The sequence below is a fragment of the Aestuariibius sp. HNIBRBA575 genome (assembly GCF_040932005.1).
Classification (GTDB): domain Bacteria; phylum Pseudomonadota; class Alphaproteobacteria; order Rhodobacterales; family Rhodobacteraceae; genus CANLNM01.
Genome location: NZ_CP162414.1, coordinates 1,583,238 through 1,600,689, shown reverse-complemented (window position 1 = coordinate 1,600,689; position 17,452 = coordinate 1,583,238). Strand labels below are relative to the sequence as shown.

Annotated in this window: 16 protein-coding genes; 8 read left to right on the top strand and 8 right to left on the bottom strand. The window is 53.9% G+C overall.

Going from position 1 to position 17,452, the window contains the following annotated elements:
* Positions 1–45: 45 nt before the first annotated feature.
* The 4 genes from AB1F12_RS08085 to gluQRS all read left to right on the top strand — a co-directional run bounded on the left by AB1F12_RS08085 (position 46) and on the right by gluQRS (position 6,015).
* The gene (locus AB1F12_RS08085; RefSeq protein ID WP_368188050.1) at positions 46–828 is read left to right on the top strand and encodes an enoyl-CoA hydratase; all 783 of its coding nucleotides are present in this window, start codon (positions 46–48) and stop codon (positions 826–828) included.
* Positions 829–996: 168 nt separating this feature from the next.
* The gene (gene gyrA / locus AB1F12_RS08080; RefSeq protein ID WP_368188049.1) at positions 997–3,756 is read left to right on the top strand and encodes a DNA gyrase subunit A; all 2,760 of its coding nucleotides are present in this window, start codon (positions 997–999) and stop codon (positions 3,754–3,756) included.
* Between the two features lie 97 nt (positions 3,757–3,853).
* Positions 3,854–5,188 carry a methylenetetrahydrofolate--tRNA-(uracil(54)-C(5))-methyltransferase (FADH(2)-oxidizing) TrmFO gene (gene trmFO, locus AB1F12_RS08075; RefSeq protein ID WP_368188046.1) on the top strand — a complete coding sequence of 445 codons (1,335 nt, stop codon included), beginning with the start codon at positions 3,854–3,856 and terminating at the stop codon, positions 5,186–5,188.
* Positions 5,185–6,015, top strand: a complete 831-nt coding sequence (gene gluQRS / locus AB1F12_RS08070; RefSeq protein WP_368188043.1) for a tRNA glutamyl-Q(34) synthetase GluQRS — start codon at positions 5,185–5,187, stop codon at positions 6,013–6,015. Before trmFO ends, gluQRS begins: the two co-directional genes overlap by 4 nt.
* Here the strand turns inward: gluQRS and hisI are convergent.
* Complete coding sequence (gene hisI, locus AB1F12_RS08065) at positions 6,012–6,371, bottom strand: phosphoribosyl-AMP cyclohydrolase (protein ID WP_368188041.1); 360 nt, start codon at positions 6,369–6,371, stop codon at positions 6,012–6,014. The genes gluQRS and hisI overlap by 4 nt on opposite strands.
* 67 nt (positions 6,372–6,438) lie before the next feature.
* Between hisI and AB1F12_RS08060 the strand changes: the two genes are divergently transcribed.
* Positions 6,439–6,873, top strand: coding sequence for an iron-sulfur cluster assembly scaffold protein (locus tag AB1F12_RS08060; RefSeq protein ID WP_368188038.1), 435 nt, complete (start codon positions 6,439–6,441; stop codon positions 6,871–6,873).
* A gap of 193 nt (positions 6,874–7,066) precedes the next feature.
* On the opposite strand, the gene AB1F12_RS08055 is transcribed toward AB1F12_RS08060, so the two are convergent.
* The 5 genes from AB1F12_RS08055 to AB1F12_RS08035 all read right to left on the bottom strand — a co-directional run bounded on the left by AB1F12_RS08055 (position 7,067) and on the right by AB1F12_RS08035 (position 12,676).
* On the bottom strand, positions 7,067–7,189 hold the full coding sequence (locus AB1F12_RS08055; RefSeq protein WP_368188037.1) for a hypothetical protein: 123 nt from the start codon (positions 7,187–7,189) through the stop codon (positions 7,067–7,069).
* Positions 7,190–7,297: 108 nt separating this feature from the next.
* Complete coding sequence (recG, locus tag AB1F12_RS08050; protein WP_368188035.1) at positions 7,298–9,388, bottom strand: ATP-dependent DNA helicase RecG; 2,091 nt, start codon at positions 9,386–9,388, stop codon at positions 7,298–7,300.
* Entirely contained in the window at positions 9,385–11,508 is a 2,124-nt protein-coding gene (gene ligA / locus AB1F12_RS08045) for an NAD-dependent DNA ligase LigA (protein WP_368188033.1), read from the bottom strand. The genes recG and ligA overlap by 4 nt, the downstream gene beginning before the upstream one ends.
* An 81-nt stretch (positions 11,509–11,589) precedes the next feature.
* Positions 11,590–12,306 carry a response regulator transcription factor CtrA gene (gene ctrA / locus AB1F12_RS08040; RefSeq protein ID WP_368188031.1) on the bottom strand — a complete coding sequence of 239 codons (717 nt, stop codon included), beginning with the start codon at positions 12,304–12,306 and terminating at the stop codon, positions 11,590–11,592.
* 91 nt (positions 12,307–12,397) lie between these two features.
* Positions 12,398–12,676 carry a DUF1153 domain-containing protein gene (locus tag AB1F12_RS08035; RefSeq protein ID WP_368188030.1) on the bottom strand — a complete coding sequence of 93 codons (279 nt, stop codon included), beginning with the start codon at positions 12,674–12,676 and terminating at the stop codon, positions 12,398–12,400.
* A 130-nt stretch (positions 12,677–12,806) separates the two neighbouring features.
* Between AB1F12_RS08035 and mnmA the strand changes: the two genes are divergently transcribed.
* From mnmA to AB1F12_RS08020, 3 genes are read left to right on the top strand one after another with little or no spacing between them, the layout of a single operon-like run.
* Complete coding sequence (gene mnmA / locus AB1F12_RS08030; RefSeq protein WP_368188027.1) at positions 12,807–13,946, top strand: tRNA 2-thiouridine(34) synthase MnmA; 1,140 nt, start codon at positions 12,807–12,809, stop codon at positions 13,944–13,946.
* A gap of 34 nt (positions 13,947–13,980) precedes the next feature.
* Positions 13,981–15,072, top strand: a complete 1,092-nt coding sequence (locus AB1F12_RS08025) for a hypothetical protein (protein ID WP_368188025.1) — start codon at positions 13,981–13,983, stop codon at positions 15,070–15,072.
* A gap of 22 nt (positions 15,073–15,094) precedes the next feature.
* Complete coding sequence (locus AB1F12_RS08020; protein WP_368188023.1) at positions 15,095–15,430, top strand: hypothetical protein; 336 nt, start codon at positions 15,095–15,097, stop codon at positions 15,428–15,430.
* Here the strand turns inward: AB1F12_RS08020 and lpxB are convergent.
* Complete coding sequence (lpxB, locus tag AB1F12_RS08015) at positions 15,413–16,549, bottom strand: lipid-A-disaccharide synthase (RefSeq protein ID WP_368188020.1); 1,137 nt, start codon at positions 16,547–16,549, stop codon at positions 15,413–15,415. The genes AB1F12_RS08020 and lpxB overlap by 18 nt on opposite strands.
* Complete coding sequence (locus AB1F12_RS08010) at positions 16,546–17,445, bottom strand: LpxI family protein (RefSeq protein ID WP_368188017.1); 900 nt, start codon at positions 17,443–17,445, stop codon at positions 16,546–16,548. Before AB1F12_RS08010 ends, lpxB begins: the two co-directional genes overlap by 4 nt.
* Between the last annotated feature and the right edge of the window lie 7 nt (positions 17,446–17,452).

Genomic DNA, 17,452 nt, shown 5'->3' with positions numbered 1-17,452 from the left:
GCGCATAGGCTGGCATAAATACGATGAGACGCAAGGGAGGACGCGATGTCATTGTTAGAGATCCAGACAGATGGCGCGGTGACGCATATCAAAATGGCCATGCCCAAACGATTGAACGCCTTGTCAGACGCCATGTTGGCGGCGTTGCAATCCACGCTGACCGATATTGGGGCCAATCCAGATATCCGGGTTGTGATCCTGTCAGGCAAAGGCAAAGCGTTCTGCGCAGGGCATGATCTAAAGGAAATGCAAGCCGGGCGTGACAACCCCGATGGCGGCGCGGCCTATTTCAAAGACCTGTTTGATCGCTGCACAACAGTGATGCAAACCATCCAATCCATCCCGCAACCCGTGATTGCCATGCCGCATGGGATCGCGACCGCGGCTGGGTGCCAATTGGTGGCGACGTGTGACATGGCTGTGGCCGCCGAAGGCACGCGTTTTGGGGTAAACGGCGTCAATATTGGCCTGTTTTGTTCAACGCCAATGGTGGCCCTGACCCGCAACATCCATCGCAAAGCGGCGTTTGAAATGCTGTCGACCGGCAAATTCGTCACCACAAACGAAGCTCTGCGTATTGGCCTGATCAATCGTATCGCCCCTGCGGATCAGCTTCTGGATCTGACGATGGAGTTGGCCCAGAATGTTGCCTCTAAACTGGGATCTGCGGTGCGTATTGGCAAATCGCTGTTTTATGAACAGGCCGGGCTGCCCACCGAACAGGCCTATGCTTTGGCAGGACAGGCCATGGTTGAAAATATGCTGTTGCGCGACACAGACGAAGGCATCAACGCCTTCTTGGACAAACGGCAACCCGACTGGGCCTAACCCATATGGGGCGTCACAGCCCCCGGATATGGCCCCTTTGGGCCATATTCCCATGACGATTGCCGTCTGGCGGGCAATTGATTGACCTCCAGCCATTGCACCCAACCCGTCGTGTCTGATATAGGTTTGCCTAACAACATATAGTCCTAGCAAGAACAGGCGAACCACGTGAGCGACGAGCCGCAAATCCCCGAAAACACAGACGAAAATCAGCCCGCCCCGTCGACTTATGATGGGCCGAGCATCAATATCACTGACGAGATGAAAACGTCCTATCTGGACTATGCCATGTCGGTGATCGTCAGCCGGGCGATTCCGGACCTTCGGGATGGGTTGAAACCTGTGCACCGACGCATTCTTTATGCGATGCACGAAACCGGCAACAGCCACGACAAATCCTATCGCAAATCGGCGCGTCCGGTTGGCGACGTGATGGGTAAATACCACCCCCATGGTGACAGCGCGATCTATGATGCACTGGTGCGGATGGCACAGGATTTTTCGATGTCGCTGCCTTTGCTCGACGGTCAGGGCAACTTTGGCTCGATGGACGGGGATAACCCGGCTGCGATGCGCTATACCGAAGTGCGCATGGACAAACCTGCCGCCTTTATTCTGGCAGATATCGACAAAGACACCGTTGATTTCCAAGACAATTACGACGGCAAAGATCGCGAACCATCGGTTCTGCCGTCGCGTTTCCCCAACATGCTGGTCAACGGCGCTGGCGGGATCGCGGTGGGGATGGCGACCAATATTCCGCCCCACAATCTGGGCGAAGTTTGTGATGCGACGCTGGCGCTGATCGTTGACCCGGACCTGTCCACAGAACAGCTGATCGAATATGTGCCGGGGCCTGATTTCCCCACAGGTGGCATCATGCTGGGCCGCGCAGGCGCACGCAAAGCCTATCTGGAAGGCCGCGGTTCCGTGATCGTGCGGTCCAAAACCCATATCGAAGAAATCCGCAAAGATCGCTGGGCGATTGTGATCGACGAAATTCCCTATCAGGTGAACAAAGCGTCGATGATCGAAAAGATCGCAGAAACGGCGCGTGAAAAACGCATCGAAGGCATCGCCCATGTTCAGGATGAATCCGACCGCAACGGCGTGCGGGTTGTGGTTGAACTGAAACGTGACGCAACCCCGGATGTGGTGTTGAACCAATTGTTCCGTTTCACTCCGATGCAGACTTATTTCGGCTGTAACATGCTGGCGCTGAACCACGGCCGCCCGGAAACCCTGACATTGCGGGCGTTTTTGACGTCATTCATTGATTTCCGCGAAGAAGTGGTCGCCCGTCGCACCGCGTTTGAATTGCGCAAAGCCCGCGAACGGTCCCACATTCTGTGTGGTCTGGCTGTGGCTGTGTCCAATGTCGACGAAGTGGTCGCCACCATTCGCGCCTCTGCCGATGCCGCCGAAGCGCGCACTAAATTGATGGATCGTCGTTGGCCCGCCGAAGAAATCGCGCCGTTCATCCGTCTGATCGATGATCCGACCCACAAAATGAACGAAGACGGTACCTATTATCTGTCCGAAACACAGGCTCGCGCCATTTTGGAATTGCGTCTGCAACGTCTGACCCAATTGGGCGTCAAAGAAGTCACGGATGAGCTGGAACAGCTGGCAGGTAAGATCAAAGAATACCTTGAAATCCTTGGATCCCGCGAACGGATCATGGAAATCATCACCAACGAACTCATTGAAGTGAAAGAGAAATTCGCCGTTGATCGCCGCACCCAGATCGTTGACTGGTCCGGTGATATGGACGACGAAGATCTGATCGAACGCGAAGATATGGTCGTCACGATCACATCTGGTGGCTATATCAAACGGACAGCCCTGGCCGATTTCCGCGCGCAACGTCGCGGTGGCAAAGGCATTTCGGGGATGCAAACCAAAGAAGAAGACGTCGTCACCAACCTGTTTGTCGCCAATACCCATACACAGCTGTTGTTCTTTACGACCGATGGCATGGCCTACAAGTTGAAAACATGGCGTTTGCCGCTGGGGTCGCGCACATCCAAAGGCAAGGCGATCGTCAACATTCTGCCGATTCCACCCGGTGTTTCGATCGCCGCTATCATGCCCGTTGACCGCCCCGAGGACGAATGGGACGATCTGCAGATCGTGTTTGCCACATCTGCCGGTTCTGTGCGGCGCAATCGGTTGTCTGACTTTACCAATGTCAAATCAAACGGCAAAATCGCCATGAAGTTTGAGGATGACAATGCCGATACCCGTCTGATCAACGCGCGCATTTGTTCCGAAGAGGACGATGTGATGCTGGTCACCAATTCCGGCCGTGCCATCCGGTTCCCCACCACCGAAGTGCGGGTGTTTAATTCGCGCAGCTCGGTTGGGGTGCGCGGCATCCGTCTGAATGGCGACGACGAAGTGGTGTCGATGTCCGTAATCCGCCACTTTGACGCGGAATCCGACGAACGCGCCGCCTATCTGAAAATGCGCCGCGCTATGGCGGGTCTGGCCGATGACGCCGAAAACGAAGACGAAGACGGCCCAGCGGGGGCAATCAGCCCGGAACGGTACGCGGAAATGTCCGCGGCAGAAAACCTGATCCTGACCATCACATCCGGCGGCGCAGGCAAGCTAAGCTCATCCCATGATTACCCGGTCCGTGGCCGTGGCGGTCTGGGCGTTGCTGCCATGGACAAAGCGATGCGCGGCGGCGCATTGGTTGCATCCTTCCCCGTAGAAATGGGCGATCAGATCATGCTGGCCACATCCAAAGGGCAGTCTATCCGCGTCCCCATCGAAGGCATTTCCTTCCGGTCCCGCAGCGCCGGTGGTGTGAAGGTGTTCAACACCGGCAAAGGCGAAGAAGTCGTCAGCGTCGCCTGGATCGCCGAACAAGAAGAGGATGAGGCAGACGCCACTGATGACGCAGCCCCAACAGCTGAATAATCGGCCATCGCGTTAAAGCCGTTTACGCCGCTCCTTTTGGGGCGGCGTTTTTCGTTGCGCTCTTCCCTTCTGTGGCCTGCGGCGCTACATGCCTGTCATGACCAAAACACTTCATATTATCGGCGGCGGCATGGCCGGATCCGAAGCAGCATGGCAAGCCGCAAATGCGGGCGTGCCCGTTGTCATTCACGAAATGCGGCCAAAGGTCGAAACCTTTGCGCATCGCACCGGCAATCTGGCCGAAATGGTGTGTTCCAATTCGTTTCGGTCTGATGATGATGAACAAAACGCCGTGGGTCTGCTGCATTGGGAAATGCGCGCCGCGGATGGATTGATCATGGCCACGGCTGACAAACACAAACTGCCCGCAGGCGGGGCTTTGGCTGTGGATCGCGATCCATTTGCTCAAAGCGTGACCGAGGCGTTGCTGGATCACCCTTTGATCAGCGTATCTTACGAAGAAATCGCCGAATTACCGACGGATGGCCACTGGATCATCGCGACTGGCCCGCTGACATCTGGCACCTTGGGCGAAGCGATTGCCGCAGAAACCGGTGCGGATGCGTTGGCGTTTTTTGATGCCATCGCGCCGATTGTCTATGCTGATAGCATCAACATGGACGTTGCCTGGCGTCAGTCACGTTATGACAAAGGCGACACCGAAGAAGAGCAGAAAGCCTATCTGAACTGCCCGATGACCAAGGACCAATATGAGGCCTTTATCGATGCCCTGTTGACGTCGGACAAAACCGAATTCCACGAGGGTGAAACGGCCAAATATTTTGACGGCTGTCTGCCCATCGAAGTGATGGCAGATCGTGGGCGTGAAACGTTGCGCTTTGGCCCGATGAAGCCCGTTGGCCTAACCAATCCCCACGCCCCTGATGACAAACCGTATGCGGTGGTTCAACTGCGTCGCGACAATGCATTGGGCACGCTCTACAATATCGTCGGGTTCCAGACCAAGATGAAGTACGGCGCGCAAACCTCTGTTTTCAAAATGATTCCCGGATTAGAGGATGCGAATTTCGCCCGATTGGGCGGCATTCACCGCAACACATTTATCAATTCGCCAACTTTGCTGGATGATCAGATGCGCCTGAAATCCAAGCCGCATATCCGGTTTGCCGGGCAAATCACCGGTGTCGAAGGTTATGTGGAAAGTGCGGCAATGGGCCTATTGGCGGGGCGTATGGCCGCCGCCGAAATCCTGGGCACCACCCTATCTGAAGTGCCGCAAACCACCGCCATGGGGGCGCTGATCAAACACATCACCGGTGGCGCTGAGGCAAAAACGTTCCAGCCGATGAATGTGAATTTCGGCCTGTTTCCCCCGGTTGAGGGCCTAAAAGGTGGCCGACGTGGGCGCAAAGACCGCTACAAAGCCTACACTGATCGCGCCAAACTGGACTGGGCGGACTGGCTCGCATGATCACCCGATTTGCACCGTCCCCCACCGGGCCGCTGCATCTGGGCCATGCCTTTTCTGCCTTTCAGGTCTGGGATCTGGCCCAGCGGCTGGATGGTCAGGTGTTGCTGAGGATTGAGGATACCGACAGCACCCGCTGCCGCAGCCACCACAAAGACGCCATTTGTGATGATCTGACGTGGCTGGGTCTGACATGGCCCAAGTCGGTGCGAACACAATCCCAACATTATGACGATTACGCCGCGATCCTTGATCAGCTGACTGAATGTGGCTTGCTTTACCCATGTGATTGCACCCGGCGCCAGATTAAAGACGCGGGCGCAACGACCGGCTGGGATGGGCTGGTTTACCCTGGAACCTGTCGGACAAAACCAATGTCCCAAGCCGCGCCGACAGATGCGTTGCGCCTGAACCTAAGCAAAGCATTAGACAGCATCAAAACGCCTATGACGTTTACGGAAATCGGGCCGATACATCCCGGTAAACACGTCGTCGATCCAGAACAGGTGCTGAAAAATATCGGCGATCCGATCCTGCGTCGTAAAGAAACCGGTGATCCCGCCTATCATCTGGCCAGCCCCCATGATGACGCCCTGCAATCCGTCACTCATGTGGTACGTGGCATGGATTTATGGCGGGCCACCTATCTGCACGTGGTGTTGCAAACCCTTATGGGATGGCCCACCCCAACCTATTTCCATCACGATCTCATTCGGGATGAATCCGGTCAACGACTTGCAAAGATTAGCAATTCTGAGGCTTTGAGTGTCTATCGCAATGCAGGTCACAACGTGGCTGACCTGCGCGCCCTGATCGGGCTGCACGATTAGGTCATCGGCTTCATCAGCTCAACTTCGGTGCCGTCAATCACAGACGTATAGAAACACACGCGGCGATTGGTATGACAGGCCGCACCGGTTTGGCGCACAATCGCCAACAGACAATCCCGGTCACAATCGATCCGCAAATCCACCAATTCCTGTACATGGCCGGATGTTTCGCCTTTGATCCAGAATGCCTGACGGGATCGTGACCAATAGGTGACCCGCTTGGTTTCCAATGTTTTGGCGACCGCATCCGCGTTCATCCACGCCATCATCAACACTTCGTTTGTGTCCGCAGATTGCGAAATACACGGGATCAGGCCCGAAGCGTCATATTTCAGTGTTGTGGGATCAAAACCCATAGGAAACCCCTTTGCATCTGATAAGCCGCGACCTATCTAGATCAGACATACACAAAGGAACAGCCCTGTGACCGCTGAAACCGACCTGATCAAACTTTATTCCGGGCAAATTCTGGCATTGGCCACGGATATGCCATTAACAGGTCACCTAGAGGCGCCTCAACACAGTGCCAAAAAACGCGCACCCCTATGTGGATCAACGGTTTCTGTCGATCTGAATATGACAGACGGGCTGATTTCGGACTATCGTCAAGACGTCAAAGCCTGCGCGCTTGGGCAGGCCAGTGCCTCTGTGTTTGCCAGCCATGTGATTGGCAAATCCTTGGATGATATTCAAACGCTGCGTGATCAGCTTTTTGCCATGTTAACCGCTGATGGACCTGTGCCAGATGCGCCGTTTGATGGGTATCAGGTATTGATCCCTGCCCGCGAATACAAAAACCGCCACGCATCGATCCTATTGGCAATTGACGCAACTTTGAGCGCGCTAAAAACCACTTAAATATCTGTCATCGCATAAAAAAACCGCCGCGCATCCGATGGGATGGCGGCGGAGAAAAAGGCATCCTGTGGGGATCCGATCCTACCAAGGGGGAGGCAATACCCCGTATGGACATAAGACAGGCAGTGTCAGTCGTAAAAGCCGCCAAGTTGGGACAGGAGCGGCCGGTGTGTCGGCACAGGTTGCAGGCAGGTTAGAATAATCCGGGCAGGGATAATCCTACGAACAACATCACAATCAGCGACAAGACCCCCAAAGCGTCAGAAATGATCGTGTCCTGGGAACGGGCAATAATCGATTTGATTTCCTTGGCCATGTTGGGCTCCTGCACTCACTGTTTTGTTGTTGCCCCTTTGTTCCACAAGGTTAACGCCCGGTAAAGAACTAAATGAGAACATTTGAGAACAAAATGCGCAAAAACACATTAACCCACTGATATTAAACGAATAGATTTATCCTGTTCCATTAACCAAAGTAGAACACGCGCGGCCATTCCCCTGGGGCTTTCTAATTTTGGATCGTCATGCAGCAATTTGCGCGCATCAGATTGAGCCAATGCCATCAGCCCGGTCTGGCGTTCGATATCGGCGATCCGAAACCGTGGCAGCCCGCTTTGGGCGGTGCCGATTAGATCCCCTGCCCCGCGCATCGCTAAGTCTTCTTCAGAGATGCGAAATCCGTCTTCGGTTTCACGCAAAATTTCCAACCGACGTTTGCCGCCTTCTGTGAGGGGCGCTTGATACATCAGCAAACAGGTCGATTTTTCAGCGCCACGCCCAACCCGTCCCCGCAATTGATGTAGCTGCGCCAACCCAAAATGCTCCGCCCGTTCAATCACCATGATTGACGCATTTGGCACGTTTACCCCGACCTCAATCACGGTTGTTGCGACCAGAACCTGTGTGTCCCCCGCTATAAACTGGGCCATTGCAGCGTCTTTTTCATTAGGGGGCATTTGACCGTGAACCAGACCAACAACCCCTTCCCCCAGGGCCGCGCGCAGATGTTTAAACCTTTGTTCTGATGCGATTAAATCACTGACTTCGCTTTCTTCGACCAAAGGGCAAACCCAATAGGCTTGTTTGCCCTCTTGGACGGCTTTGCGCAAATGGTCCACCACTTCGTCTATGCGACCGGTGCTGACCAATGCCGTTGTGACCGGTTTTCGTCCGGGTGGTTTTTCATCCAGCACCGACACATCCATGTCCCCATATTGCGCCAGCGATAGCGATCTTGGGATTGGGGTGGCCGTCATCACCAACATGTCCGCCCCTTGACCTTTCGCGCTCAGCTCCATGCGCTGCGCAACGCCAAACCGATGTTGTTCATCAACAATGGCAAGCCGAAGATCATTGAATTTGACATCCTTTTGGAACACCGCATGGGTGCCAACCAGAATCTGAATGTGCCCCTCTTTTAGGGCGGCCAATTTGGCACGCCTTTCGGCGCCTTTGTCACGTCCGGTCAGTAATTCCAACACAACTCCGGCCTCTTCGGCCAACGGTTGCAACCCCTCCAAATGTTGACGCGCCAGAATTTCCGTTGGGGCCATCAAAGCGCCCTGCCCGCCAGCCTCAACCGCAATCAGCAGCGCCTGAAACGCGACCAATGTTTTCCCAGATCCAACATCCCCTTGCAAAAGCCGGTTCATGCGTTTTGGCTTTGCCATATCCTCTGCAATTTCGGCAACCGCCCGCACCTGTGCCCCTGTTGGGCTATATGGTAGATTTTCCAGCACCTTACGTTGCAAAGCTGATGTGCCGACACTCGTACGTCCTTTGCCGCGACGCTCTACCGCGCGGGCCAGCGCCAATGTTAATTGATGGGCAAACAATTCATCATAGGCCAAACGCGTGCGCGCCGGGCTTTCGGCCATTAAATCTGCATCACATGTCGGGCTGTGAATGGCCTGAACCGCGGATTTCCAACTTGGCCATTTTTCCTGCGCAAATAACCCCGGATCAATCCATTCCTCCAGATCGGGCGACATATCTACCGCATCCCGTGTCGCTTTGAACATCGCCTTTTGGGTCAATCCGCCATGCAATGGGTAAACCGGTTCAAATTCAGGAATGGTATCGACAACATCGCGGGTCACCATATGATCTGGATGCACCATCTGAGCCAGCCCATCAAAGAGCTCAATTTTACCAGAAACCACGCGTTTTTGGCCTGTCGGCAATTCTTTTCTTAGATAGTCAGATCGCGCATGAAAAAACACCAACTGAAATTCAGTTTCCACATCCTCAACAAAAACACGATACGGACGGCCACGACCAGATGGGGCCTGATGCGTCCCTATCAACACCTCAACCGTCGCCATTCCGGGCGCAGAAACCGCGTTGATAGACGGGCGCAATTTGCGATCCACCCCCGCATAAGGAAGCGTAAACAGCAGGTCTTTTGGCTTTTCTATCCCAGCCTTTTCAAGCACTTGTGCTGATTTCGGGCCAATTCCTGACAGTTTTGTCAAATCCCCAAACAACGGCCATAAGATATCTGGCCGATTGCTCATAGATCACCAATCAGATCTAGCCATTCTTCTTCGCTAAGGGTCAAAACCCCTAAATCCTCGGCCTTTTTGGCTTTTGATCCGGCCCCCGGCCCCGCGACCAATATGTTCGTTTTGGCGCTCACCGATCCTGACACTTTTGCCCCCAACGCCTCAGCGCGCACTTTCGCTTCTGCGCGGGTCATTTTTTCCAGCGTTCCTGTGAAAACAACAATTTTTCCTGTGACCGGGCTGTCGTTTGCTGTGTTCTGAACAACATCCTGAACATCCAATTGTGCAACCAATCGATCAATAGACGATCGTTCCGCCTCTTGCTGCATGGACGTGATCGCGGAATTTGCCATAACTTCGCCAACGCCATCGATGGAAATCAATGCGTCCCATGCTTCGCCCGAATTGGGAGTGGCTTTGGACATTGCTTTTTCAAAATTCGACCACGATCTATAATGATTGGCCAATAATGAGGATGCGCTTTCTCCTAGATGTCGGATTCCCAACGCGAAAATCAACTTTGAAAGCGGAATTTTTCGTTTGTCTTCAATAGATTGAAACAGGTTTTCAGCGCTTTTATCGCCCCAGCCTTCGCGGTTTTTCAGCTGTTGTAAACCAGATCCAAAACGGTCCTTTAACGTAAAAATATCTGCCGGCTCTTTCACCCAGCCGTCCTGATAAAACTGCTCAACTTGTTTGGCGCCTAGTCCATCAATGTCAAAGGCCCCGCGACTGACAAAATGTTTCAACTTTTCAACCGCTTGCGCCGGACAAATTAAGCCACCTGTGCAGCGGTGAATGGCATCGCCATCCTCACGAACCGCTTTTGATCCGCAATCAGGGCAGATGTTTGGAAACACAAACGCAACCGCATCGTCAGGTCGTTTGGACAGATCAACATCTGCAATTTTCGGGATAACGTCGCCGGCGCGATATATTTGGACCCAGTCGCCTTCACGAATGTCTTTCCCATCCCTTATTTCACCGCCTTTGCTATCACGGCCAAGAATGTAATCTTGGTTGTGTAAGGTTGCATTCGACACAACAACGCCGCCGACTGTGACCGGCGCTAAACGGGCAACCGGGGATAATGCGCCGGTACGCCCCACTTGAATTTCGATCTTTTCCAACCGAGTCCAGGCCAATTCAGCCGGAAATTTATGCGCGATGGCCCATCTGGGCGTCGTGGACCGGAATCCCAATCGTCGTTGAAAATCAAGATCATCAACTTTGTAAACAACGCCATCAATGTCGTATTCCAGCGTCGCGCGTTGCTCTTCAATGGTTTGATAATGCGCAATTAATTCCGATGACCCGGTGCAAATCTTGGTCAGCGGATTTATTGAAAATCCAAACGACTTTAGCCGATCAACGGCTCCAGACTGCGTTTCAGACAGGGCTTCGGACAGCGCGCCCCATGCATAGGCAAAAAACCTGAGCGGTCGCGATCTCGTAATTTCACTATCAAGCTGGCGCAAACTCCCAGCTGCGGCATTTCGAGGGTTGGCAAATTCTTTTTCCCCCGCCTCTGCCTGGCGCCTATTCAAAGCCTCAAAATCAGTGCGTCTCATATATACTTCGCCGCGGACTTCCAAAATACTTGGAGCATTTTCAATGACATGAGGAACGTCCGAAATCGTTTTGGCATTTTGGGTGACGTTTTCGCCAACGCTCCCATCACCACGTGTGGCGGCTTGAACCAAAACACCGTTTTCATATCGCAATGACAAGGATAGCCCGTCAATTTTAGGTTCAGCCGTGAAGGTCAAAGGCTCAGTTGCGGACAAATTTAGGTATTTTCTGATGCGCGCAACGAAATCAGATACATCTTCTGTCTCAAAAGCATTCCCAAGGGAAAGCATCCGCACCGCGTGTTGAACTTTTCCAAACCCCTCTCTTGGGGCTGATCCAACTTGGTCTGACGGGGAATCTGGGCGCTTTAAGTCTGGAAACCGCGTTTCAATTTCCAGATTTCGTCGCTTTAACGCATCATAATCCGCATCCGACAATTGCGGCGCATCTTGCTCATGATAGTCTATATTTGCTTGGGAAATCAGGGCATTTAAGCGTTGAAGCTCTTGCTCTGCCTGCTCTTTGTTCATTTCTGACACAGCCAGCAGATCAATACTCATAGCCCTATCCCCCGCTCAATTGGTATAGCGAAGTGATAGGGCCAGTTGTGTTAGACGTCCAGTACCCACCGAAGCCAGAATTTAGGCTCCGATGGCCAATCGCTCTTCGTCGATTGTGACGGGTTCAGGGTCACGCAGAACGTAGCCACGGCCCCAAACGGTTTCGATGTAGTTTTCGCCATCGGTGGCCTGGCTTAGTTTTTTCCGCAACTTACAGATAAACACATCGATGATTTTCAACTCTGGTTCATCCATGCCACCATAAAGATGGTTCAAGAACATTTCTTTGGTCAGGGTCGTGCCTTTGCGCAGGCTGAGCAATTCCAGCATCTGGTATTCTTTGCCTGTCAAATGCACCGACTGACCGGCCACTTCGACCGTTTTGGCATCCAAGTTCACCGAGATGCGACCCGTTTTGATGATGCTTTGCGAATGCCCCTTTGAGCGACGGATAATCGCATGAATACGTGCAACCAATTCCTCACGATGGAAAGGTTTGGTCAGGTAATCGTCCGCCCCAAATCCAAAGCCTTTTAGCTTGGATTCGGTTCCATCCTCGCCTGACAAGATCAAAATCGGTGTTTCAATCCGGGCCAGACGCAATTGGCGCAACACTTCATGACCAGACATATCCGGAAGGTTAATATCCAGAAGGATCAGATCATAATCATAGAGCTTTGCGAGATCGATTCCCTCCTCCCCCAAATCTGTTGAATAGACGTTGAGGTTGGCATGATTTAGCATCAATTCGATGCTTTTCGATGTATGAGGATCATCCTCGACCAGCAGCACACGCATATAATTTCTCCGAGTATTCGCTTTCACTATTAACCTAAACCGTTAATGGTTAATCACACGTTACCAATACTCGTAAACTTCGCATCACACCCTATGGTTGTCTATATTTTTGTATTGCAGTGGTCCTAAGCGCCGCCTCGCCATGTGTTTCAACCGCGCTTTCCCATGATTCATACTCTTCTTCGGACAAAGAATAGGATTCAATTGCAGATTCGCGTGAAATCAATCCCGCAGCCACCGCTTTGACAACGGCCGCCTTGCGTGACGCCACCCAGCGCATTGTGTTACTAGGCGGTAAATCCGCCCGTGTCATTGTACTGCCGTCAGGCAGTGTTACGGAACGTGGTCCGTCAACTTTTCGCAAATACATGTCTCACCCCGTATTTCCAGCTATGTGTGTGCAGATTGAAGTCACAGGCCTTAAAGAGGGGTGAAACCGCCCCTTGAGAGTAGTTAGCATTTTCCTATATTCTGAATGACCTATCCAAATCGGAAACCTCATGTCCCTCGATCACCCTCTTAATTCCCTTGGTTTTGCCAAGCCCCCGTCCGAAACCCGCGTGGTTGTTGCCATGTCTGGTGGTGTGGATTCATCGGTTGTGGCCGCGCAACTGGCCGAAGAAGGCTATGATGTGGTTGGCGTGACGTTGCAGCTTTATGATCATGGGGCGGCCTTGGCCAAAAAGGGCGCGTGTTGTGCCGGCGTGGACATTCATGATGCGCGCCGCGTGGCCGAAGAAATGGGATTTCCGCATTACGTGCTGGATTATGAAAACATTTTTCAGGATGCGGTGATTGACGAATTCGCGGATTCCTATTTAGCGGGGGCCACACCGGTGCCCTGTATTCGCTGCAATGAACGGGTGAAATTCAAGGATCTGCTGGAAACCGCCAAGGATCTGGATGCTGATTGCATGGCCACCGGTCATTATATCCAGCGCAAAGTTGGTGAAAACGGCGCCGAGCTGCATTGCGCCGCTGATGCCAACCGCGATCAGAGCTATTTCCTGTTTTCGACCAAACCAGATCAGCTTGAATATCTGCGGTTCCCCCTGGGACATCTGCCAAGCAAGGCCGAAACCCGCGCGCTGGCGGCCAAATATGGGCTGAGCGTGGCCGATAAACCGGATTCGCAGGACATTTGTTTTGTCCCTAACGGCAATTACGCCTCGGTGATTGAAAAACTGCGCCCCGGTGCGGCCGAACCCGGTGACATTGTTGATACAGACGGCAATGTGTTGGCCCAGCATAATGGTGTGATCCATTACACGATCGGCCAACGCCGTGGTCTGGGCATCGGCGGTCTGGCTGATCCGCTTTATGTGGTGAAACTGGACGTGGACAAACGTCATGTGATTGTCGGCCCCAAAGACATGCTGGCCACGCGCAAAGTGCCGGTGCGTGAAATCAATTGGCTGGGCGATGGCGGATTTACCGATCTGTCAGAACGGCGTGTCGGTGTGCGCGTGCGGTCCACCCGCCCCCCAACCGAAGCGATCATTCGTCCGATTTCAGACACAGAAGCCGAAGTGGAGCTGACCATCGCCGAAGAAGGCATTTCGCCGGGACAGGCCTGTGTGTTTTATGATTTGGACAGCAGCCGTATCTTGGGCGGAGGCTGGATCTGGCGCGGCTACTAATTCAGTTTCATATTTTTCGTCTAAAGGCCGCAATATGTATGAAACCTCCAGGGACCGACATAACCAATTAGAACAGCTTGCCCAAGCTGTTCGGGACCGCGCGGCGCATCATTATGAATTTAAACGCGCGGTTGGGTCGCTGACGGATGACCTGAGTTTTATCGCAAATGCCCTGAACGATGATCCCGACCTTTGGCGTCAGAACCGCGCCTTTCATGTTGTTCATGTGCCCAGCCTACATGCCGTCATGACAATGTTGGACAGCGTTGCCCCAGAAACCATCCCTGATGCGGACGTAGAGCACATCAACGCATCGCTGTTTCGGGCGACTCAATTGGCCAAAACCGCGCGATCACGCCTAGAGCAGTCAAAGCTAGACGCCGTAAAGGTCGAATTGGACGTGTTGGCGAAATACGCCCCTGAACCTGAGACACCATATATGGCCTCAACCTTTGTTGAGCGTGGAATGGACGGAGTGACACGTGCCTCCAACGCCACATGGCAAGGCGCGAAATCAACCGCTGCTGCGGCCAGCGGGTTCATGGGGCGCCTCAAGAAAGAGGCAGGCCAGTCGGTTGAACGGGCGCAATCCGTGCCAAAACTAGCTGTTAATTTGCAGAAATCTGTTGCCGGTGTTTTGTCCGACAACATTTCCAAACCGATCGGGATGCGCTTGCATGCCAGCAGCCGTGCCCTGAAACACGGGGTGGGCGCTGGTGTTGGATTGGGGGTTGTGATTGGTGTGCTCTGCCCGCCATTGTTGCCCATTTCAGCAGGCGGCGCGGTTTTGGCTGCCATGCGCGCATGGCGCATCGATATGGACGCGGCCAAAGAATTGAACGCAGCGGAACGCGAAGCCCGGATTGCACAGCTAAAATCCGAACGTTCCGCAGCTTTGCGTCAATTGACCCAAGGCGCATCCGCCTTGCAGATGGAAACCGACGCGCTCAGCCTAACGGTGGATGTGGAAAACGGCGTGGCTGATGCGGTGATTTTGCAAGGGGATCAAACCGGGCGCACTTGGTCCAGCTTGACCACCTTTGAAAAAGCCGATTTCATCACCGATGTGGCACAGGGCGCAGGGATCATTTTCCAGATCCTGGAAATCGGATCTGGCGATCACTAATTTTGGTATTTGAGGGTCTTAGATGTATTGGTTGAATTTGGGTCTACTCGCGCTACCGATTGCTGCGTATTTTGCGCTTAGATTGACAAACGTCACAGCCCTGAACCGGCTTAGATTTATCCCCTTGGTTCAACTTGGTCAGATTGGCGCGCTGATGTGGATCGACAATAGCTGTGATGGCGACGGGTTTAAGCTGAGCTGGATCAATTGCACCGTCAGTGCCTTTGAACCCCATGCAAATGCGTTTTCAGGGCTGTTGTATTTCAACTTACTGACAGTGGTCGCGCTGGTTCCGGCGCTGGGCCTTTTGGGATTGCTCGAATTTATGCGCGCGCGTCGTTCACACCGACAACTCTAGCCCATCCAACACAGCCCGCGCGGCCCGCAGACCAGGTTTTTCCGCACCCCGTCCCAATTTTTCCATCGTGATCTGCATTGCGTCGTTTTGGGCATCGGGATGGTCCCACAACTTGGTCAACGCATTTGCGATGTCATCTGGCAGGCATTTATCGCCGATAAATTCCGGCACGGTGCGGCTGTTGGCCACCAGATTGACCAGCGTGACTGTATCAATACGTAACATGCGTTTGATCAACCGGCGCGACAGCCAATTCATGTCATAGGCAATCACCATCGGCGTGCCCGCAGCGGCCAATTCCAGTGAGACCGTGCCAGAGGCGGCCAATGCGATCCGTGCAGATTGAAATGCGGCGGATTTGTCAAATGTGCCGGTCAACAGGATCGGTTTCACGGGCCAGTCCGCCACCTGTTGGCGCACCAAATCCTCTAGGCCCGGCGCAACAGGCAGGATCACCTGCAAATCAGGATGATCACGGCCAAATTCGGCAATCGCCTGGCCAAATCGTTCGGACAATCGGCCAACTTCGCCCCGGCGTGATCCGGGCAATGCAATCAACGTCGCCTCACCCAATCCGTGTTTGGCTTTGAACGCGGTCACTGCAATTGCGTCAGCCACGGTTTCGGTTGTGACGGGATGCCCGACAAAATCACAGCGCACACCGGCGGCCAGCATATAAGGGGGCTCAAACGGCAGCAATGCCAGCACCTGATCCACAAGAGCCGCCATTTTATCGGCCCGTTTCGGTCGCCACGCCCACACGGATGGGGCCACGTAATGCACGATGCGAATGTCGGACACGGGCTTGACCAGCTTGGCCACACGCAGGCAGAAATCGGGGCTGTCGATGGTCACCACCACGTCAGGTTTCTGCGCCAATATCGCATCCGCCGTTTCACGAATGCGACGTTTTAGGTGAAAATACTTTGGCAGCACCTCGGCGATGCCCATCACGCTGAGTTCGGACATCTCAAATTGTGATGTCAGGCCGCGCTGGGTCATCATCTGACCGCCAATGCCGTTGAACACAACATTCGGGCGCAGCTCTGACAAACCATCCATCAGGGCCGCCCCTAATTTGTCCCCGGATGCCTCGCCTGCGATGATAAACACGTTCATGTTTGCGCCTCATGCACCCACAAAAACATGCCCGCATTGTTCAATATGTCGATCACCAATGGGGCATCCAGAACAATCACCGAACCGGCCTGAATGATGATCCCATCAAACCCGGCCTCGGCGGCGTCCTGTGCCGTGTCCGGGCCGATTGTGGGCAAGTCGACACGCAAATCTTGGGTCGGTTTGGGGCCTTTGAACAGCACCATGCCTTCGCCCGGCAACGCGTCATAAACCGGATCGGATTTGAAAATATCTGCCACGGCATCCATCGCCCATTCCACCGGATCAACCGACATGCGCGGATCAGGTTCGGCTTTGAACCGGTCGATCAGGGCCTTGGTTCCGGATTTTTCCTCGGCAGCGACCACTTTGCCGGCGCGGATCACACAGGCCTGCCCCAGATCGGCCGCCCCCATAACGCGCAATTCCCGATATCCGGCGGTCACATCCTGATCGTGAACCGGCGACGGTTTCTGTTCCGTCGGAATTCCAGCACTCAACACCAGCTCGGGCACCAAATCTTTGGGTCCCACCACTTTGATCCCGGTTTCTTCGATAATCGCGACGATTTCGCGCAACGTGCCATCGTCGCCTTTGGCCATGGCATCGGTCAGCCGGGCGACCAACGGCCGGGTGCGTTCGTCAATCAGGTCCGCCTCAATCGGATAGCGCCGCACAGCCCCCGCCATACATAATCGTGTCACGCCCGCCTCAACCAAGGTGGCCAAAAACGTGCCCAAAGTTTCCAGCCGGAAATGCAGCCGGGGCAATTCAACCGGTGCGTCCGGTACAAATGTGTGAAACACGCAGATCACAGGCGGATCATTGGCTGCGATCAATTTTTCTGCCAGAAACCGGGGCAACGCGCCCTGCCCGGCAATCAAAGCCAAGGTCATCTGCGCA